The following is a 4,661-nucleotide window of genomic DNA, read 5'->3' on the forward strand; positions in this document are numbered from 1 at the left end:
CGTACGGGGCGGGCGGAGGACTTCTTCGTGGTCCAGCTGGCCGCCAACGCGGCCAGCGCCCTGGTGTGGTTGGTCAGCATCGCGTTCCGCTGGCCGTTGCTGGGCGTGGTCGTCGGTCTGGTGCTGCGCCAGCGCGGCGCCTGGCGTCGCGACCCGGCGCTGCTGCGCGGCTACTCGCGGGCGAGCTGGGTCTGGGTCGGCCAGTACGTCGTCCGGGTCTCGGTCTTCGCGCCGCTGTGGTGGTCAGGTGACGTGTTCGCGCTGGCCGTTGCCCGGGTCGCGCTCAGCTGGCCTCTGGTGGCGCTGTGCCTGCTGGTGAGCTGGTTCGTCCTGCAGCGCTCGCTCCCGGCCGACCATCCCGGGCTGCGCCACCCACGGGTGGCCTCCGACGCGCTCAGCTGAGGGCGCTGCGGAGCAGGTCGTAGAGGCGTCGGGTGGCGCGCTGTCGGTCGCCGTCCCGGATGATCAGTGCGAGCCCGGCCCGCACCTCCGCATCGACGATCGTGGTCGCGACCAGCTCGGTGCCTCGTGCCATGGACCCGGCCAGCACGCAGACGCCCAGGCCGCGCGCGGTGAGCCCGAGCAGGGTCTCCGGGTTGGACCCGGAGAGGTCGACCTCGGGCTCTACCCCCGCCCGCGCGCAGGACTGCTCGAAGGCCGTACGGATGCCGGTGCCCGGCGGGATGCAGAGCACCGTCTCCTCGCGGAGGTCGCTGAGCCGTGGGCGGGCGCCGGCCAGACGATGGTCGGGCGGCGTGATCACCGCGAGCCGTTCGTTGCTGACGGAGTCCGTGTTCAGGCCCTCGATGACCGGGCCGGCATGGGAGATCAGGCTCAGGTCGAGCTCGCCGGCCAGCGTACGTCGCTGGAGCCGGTCGGAGGTGTCCTCGACGAGCTCGACGCTGACCCCGGGATGCTCGCGGTGGAAGGTGGCGACGGCGTCGAGGAAGCCGGGGATCGTGCACCCGGCGATCATCCCGAGGCGTACCTGGCCGTGGATCAGGTCGCTCAGTTCGTCGGCGCTCTGCCGCACGCCCTCGATCGCGCGGAGCGCGTCGCGGGCGCGGGGGAGGAGCGTCTCGCCGGCGTGGGTGAGGCGTACGTTGCGGGGACCCCGGACGAGCAGGTCGTGACCGAGCTCGCGCTCGAGCTTGGCCAGCTGGGCGCTGATGCCCGACTGGCTGACATGGAGACGTTGCGCCGCGGCCGTGAACGAGCCATGGTCGACGACGGCGACGAAGTAGCGGAGCTGTCCGAGTTCCATCACCACTGATGCTAGCAATCAGCAGAACTATCTGTTTGAGTGTTCGCTTCCTTCGGGTCAGGCTGGATGGTGAAAGCCGAACCCACTGAGGAGAGATTCCATGAGCGCATCCGCTGCCGAGCTCGCCGAGGCGTACTTCACCGCCTGGCAGGAGCGCGACTTCACCCGCCTGCGCGCCCTGCTGGCCGACGACGTGAGCTTCGCCGGCCCGCTCGCCACCATCGAGGGAGCCGACGAGTGCGTCGCCGGCCTGGAGGGCATGGCCAAGGTGCTCGACAAGATCGACGTGAAGGAGCGGCTCGCCGACGGCCCGAGCGTGATCACCTGGTTCGACCTGCACACCACGGTCGCCGAGCCCGCCCCCACCGCCAACTGGATGCGCGTCGAGGACGGGCTGATCACCGAGATCCGGGTCGCCTTCGACCCGCGCGGGATCCTCGCGGCTCGCGGCTAGGCGACCTGCTGGTCGCTGCGCTGCGTGCGGGCCGTCTCGCGGATGACCTCGGCCACCAGGTCGGGGTCATCGTTCATCGGGACGTGGCCGCAGCCCGCCAGCCACCGGTGGGTCGCGTGCGGGAGGCGCCGCTCGGCGATCTTCGCCTGGTAAGGGAGAAGCGTGAGGTCGCGGGTCGCCCAGGCGACGGTGGTCGGGACGTCGGTCTGCACCGTCCCGGGATAGCGGTAGGCGCTGCTGAAGAACGTCTTGATCCCCTCCCGAGAAGCGACCATGTTGGCCGTGTCGGCCGCCGCCACTGCTGGGTCGATCCGGTCGGGGTGGGCGAAGAAGCAGCCCATCGTGGCCGTACGCACGACCCGTGACTGCAGCACCGTCCCCGCCACCGGCGCCAGCGGCCGCGCGACCGCCTGGATGCCGGCGAACAGGCCCCTGACGTAGAGGTAGTCGACGCCGTTCATCCAGAACCCGGCGGGGGAGAGCGCCGTCACCGACCGGGCGTGCCCGGAATCGGCCATCTCCAGCGCGAGCAGCCCGCCGAGGCTGTTGCCGGCGACGTGCGGACGCTCGATCCCGAGCGCGACCCGGAGCGCGTTGAGCTCGTCCGTCACCGCCGCCCGCACCGTACGTCCCGCCAGGTCGAACGCCGGCGACTCACCGTGCCCCGGCAGATCGACCGTGATCACGTCGAACTCCCCGGCCAACCGCTCCACCACCCCGCCCCACGCCTGCCTACGGTGCGCGATGCCATGGATCAGGAGCAGCGGCTCCCCGCTGCCGGTCCGTTCGTACGCGAGCATCCTCGCTCCTTTGGTTGCCTCTGGGTGTCATGCCGATGGCCGGGAGCCTACGTCTCGGTGGGGCCGAATGTGGGTCCGGCGGACGGATGCGCTAATGTTTCACCCGCAACGCGTGATTGGCGCAGTGGTAGCGCACCTCGTTCACACCGAGGGGGTCACTGGTTCGAACCCAGTATCACGCACCATCTGATAAGCCCCGTCTGACCTGGTGGTTCACCAATCAGGCGGGGCCGTCGCTGTTCAATAATTGCGACTAGCGTACGACTTCTCCGTGCATGCCTGCGCACGGCTCGGAAACATCGCCGTCGCGCCCGGCCCTCCAAGCTGCCAGGACATCGCTGAAGCCTTCCAGCGCAGCGGCCTGGGCGAGTACGCGCATCGACTGCACCAATGGTGGCATCTCCGCGCCCGGCCACAGCGCGCCCACGGCCGGCTGTTCGCTGGCCGGGAGGTCGGTCGGCGCAGACGAAACCCGACTCCTCGAGGATCGCGAGGTGCCGATTCGCGGTGGTGACGTCGACACCGGTGGCGTCGGCGAGTTCGGGCGAGGTCTGCTCGGCGGTGGACACGAGTGGGAGGAAGTTCGGTGGGACAGATGCGCCGCTGATCCTGAGCTTCTATCGCCGCCTCGTGCCTGAGGAGCAAGTCCCGATGGCGCCAGTGATGAGGGAGTCGCTGGACCAACGCAAGGACCTCATCGAGGCACGTGCAGCAGCACTGCCTACGGAGTCGATTTGGTGTTTCGATGTCATCGTCTACCACCCGGCATGCCCGGCATCTGGCCGCCGGGGCCACCGCCACCGGGGATCTGACCGGCACCGCCGCCGGTACGTCCGAAGCCCTGCTGTTCGGAGCTGTCACCACCGGGTAGTTCCTGGGACAGATCGGCCAGAGCCACCCGTTGGCCAGCTTCGAGGCCATCGGTGATCTCGATCCGAGTGGCGCCGACCAGGCCTGTGGTGACCGGTTGGCGCTGCGTCGAGTCACCGTCGATGATCAGCACCGAGCCGTTGGAGAGAGCCGACGCCGGGATGGTCATGACGTCTTCCGCGGAGCCGACCACCACCTCGACCGTTGCCATGTTGCCGGCGAGAAGGTCGAGGCCGGTCTCGTCGAGGGTGACGGTCACCGGGAAGGTGCCGGTCCCTCCGGAGGTGTCGGGCACCTGGCCGACCAGGGTGACCTTGCCCGCGAGGGCCTTGTCGGCGCCGGCGGGGGTGACGTTCGCCGCTTGACCGGTTTCGAGCTGCTCGACCTGGGAGGCACTCACCGACATCGTCACGCTGGTCAGGCCCTTCGCGATGAGGGTCACCGCCGCGGTTCCGACGGTGGCGCTGTCGCCCTTCTTCACGGCAACCGATGCCACGGTTCCCGCTGCCGGTGCTTTCAGCACCGCGCCTGCGAGCGCCGCCTTTGCCGCGGCGACGTCCGCCTTCGCCTGGTCGATCTCCGCCTGATCCTTGGCTAGGGTCGCGGCGGTCACGGTCTCACCGCTGGGCCCACCGGGTGCACCGGATCCGCTCGGGGCACGGGATTCGCCGGATCCGCCCGATCCGCTCGGGGCGCCTCCCTGGTTCTGCTTCCCTGGGGCCGTGCCGGAGCTGGGCATCTCGTCGGTCCCGCGTGGTCCATCTGCTCCGCCGGCTTCGGCGGCGCCTCCCGCGGACTGCGCGGAGCCCTTGGGAGGCTGGCCACCATCTGACTCGTCCTGGCCGGGCCCGTCCGAAGAACCAGCGCTGGCGAGGGTCTCGTCCAGCTGCTCGCTGAAATTCTTCAGGTCGGCCTTCGCCGTCCCGAGCGCTTCCTTGGCCGCGGTGACGGCCGACTGTGCCGAGCCGAGCAACGCGACAGCCTCGCTGACGGTCCCGCCGGCCGAGCTCTGGGCACCGAGCGCGGTCTCCAGGTCCTGGTCGCACGAGTCGGAGGCGTCGTCGGCGCAGGACTCCTTGGCGGCCTTCAACGCGCCGGCGAGCTCGCCGCCCTCGTCGAGGAGACCTCCGGACGCGACCAGCGCGGTCAGCTTCTCCAGAGCCGAGGAGAGATCGGCCTGCGCGGTGGCGAGGTCGGTATCAGCGGCATCGAGCGCCTTCTGAGCCGAGATGACCTCATTCTGGAGCTTCTTGACCTTCGCGACCAGCTCGGC

5 protein-coding genes, 1 tRNA gene and 1 pseudogene are annotated in these 4,661 nt (G+C 70.0%); 3 read left to right on the forward strand and 4 right to left on the reverse strand.

Annotated features, from left to right (window positions below; all coding sequences use genetic code 11):
* Positions 1–402, forward strand: a 402-nt coding sequence (locus tag H5T77_RS25425) for a DUF3159 domain-containing protein (protein ID WP_292653398.1), incomplete at its 5' end; no start/stop codon positions are given.
* On the opposite strand, the gene H5T77_RS25430 is transcribed toward H5T77_RS25425, so the two are convergent.
* Positions 395–1,264: a LysR family transcriptional regulator gene (locus H5T77_RS25430; protein ID WP_292653399.1), complete on the reverse strand. Its 870-nt coding sequence runs from the start codon at positions 1,262–1,264 to the stop codon at positions 395–397. The genes H5T77_RS25425 and H5T77_RS25430 overlap by 8 nt on opposite strands.
* Before the next feature lie 100 nt (positions 1,265–1,364).
* Between H5T77_RS25430 and H5T77_RS25435 the strand changes: the two genes are divergently transcribed.
* Entirely contained in the window at positions 1,365–1,718 is a 354-nt protein-coding gene (locus tag H5T77_RS25435; protein ID WP_292653400.1) for a nuclear transport factor 2 family protein, read from the forward strand.
* Here H5T77_RS25435 and H5T77_RS25440 read toward each other — a convergent pair.
* Positions 1,715–2,518: an alpha/beta fold hydrolase gene (locus tag H5T77_RS25440; RefSeq protein ID WP_292653401.1), complete on the reverse strand. Its 804-nt coding sequence runs from the start codon at positions 2,516–2,518 to the stop codon at positions 1,715–1,717. The two genes, H5T77_RS25435 and H5T77_RS25440, sit on opposite strands and share 4 nt — an antisense overlap.
* Positions 2,519–2,628: 110 nt before the next feature.
* Here H5T77_RS25440 and H5T77_RS25445 point away from each other — a divergent pair.
* Positions 2,629–2,703, forward strand: a tRNA-Val gene (locus H5T77_RS25445).
* Here the strand turns inward: H5T77_RS25445 and H5T77_RS25740 are convergent.
* Together H5T77_RS25740 and H5T77_RS25450 are read right to left on the reverse strand one after the other, a co-directional pair.
* Complete coding sequence (locus tag H5T77_RS25740) at positions 2,674–3,087, reverse strand: helix-turn-helix domain-containing protein (RefSeq protein ID WP_366816680.1); 414 nt, start codon at positions 3,085–3,087, stop codon at positions 2,674–2,676. The two genes, H5T77_RS25445 and H5T77_RS25740, sit on opposite strands and share 30 nt — an antisense overlap.
* Positions 3,088–3,266: 179 nt before the next feature.
* Positions 3,267–4,661 (reverse strand): annotated as a pseudogene (locus H5T77_RS25450) (HlyD family efflux transporter periplasmic adaptor subunit); the annotation flags it as partial.

Origin of the sequence: Nocardioides sp. (genome assembly GCF_014360585.1) — a bacterium.
Taxonomy (GTDB): Bacteria; Actinomycetota; Actinomycetes; order Propionibacteriales; family Nocardioidaceae; genus Nocardioides.

Excerpts from the sequence above, each read along its gene's own strand:
- H5T77_RS25430 (WP_292653399.1), bottom strand. The coding sequence starts at position 1,264 with ATGGAACTCGGACAGCTCCGCTACTTCGTCGCCGTCGTCGACCATGGC.
- H5T77_RS25435 (WP_292653400.1), top strand. The coding sequence starts at position 1,365 with ATGAGCGCATCCGCTGCCGAGCTCGCCGAGGCGTACTTCACCGCCTGG.
- H5T77_RS25440 (WP_292653401.1), bottom strand. The coding sequence starts at position 2,518 with ATGCTCGCGTACGAACGGACCGGCAGCGGGGAGCCGCTGCTCCTGATC.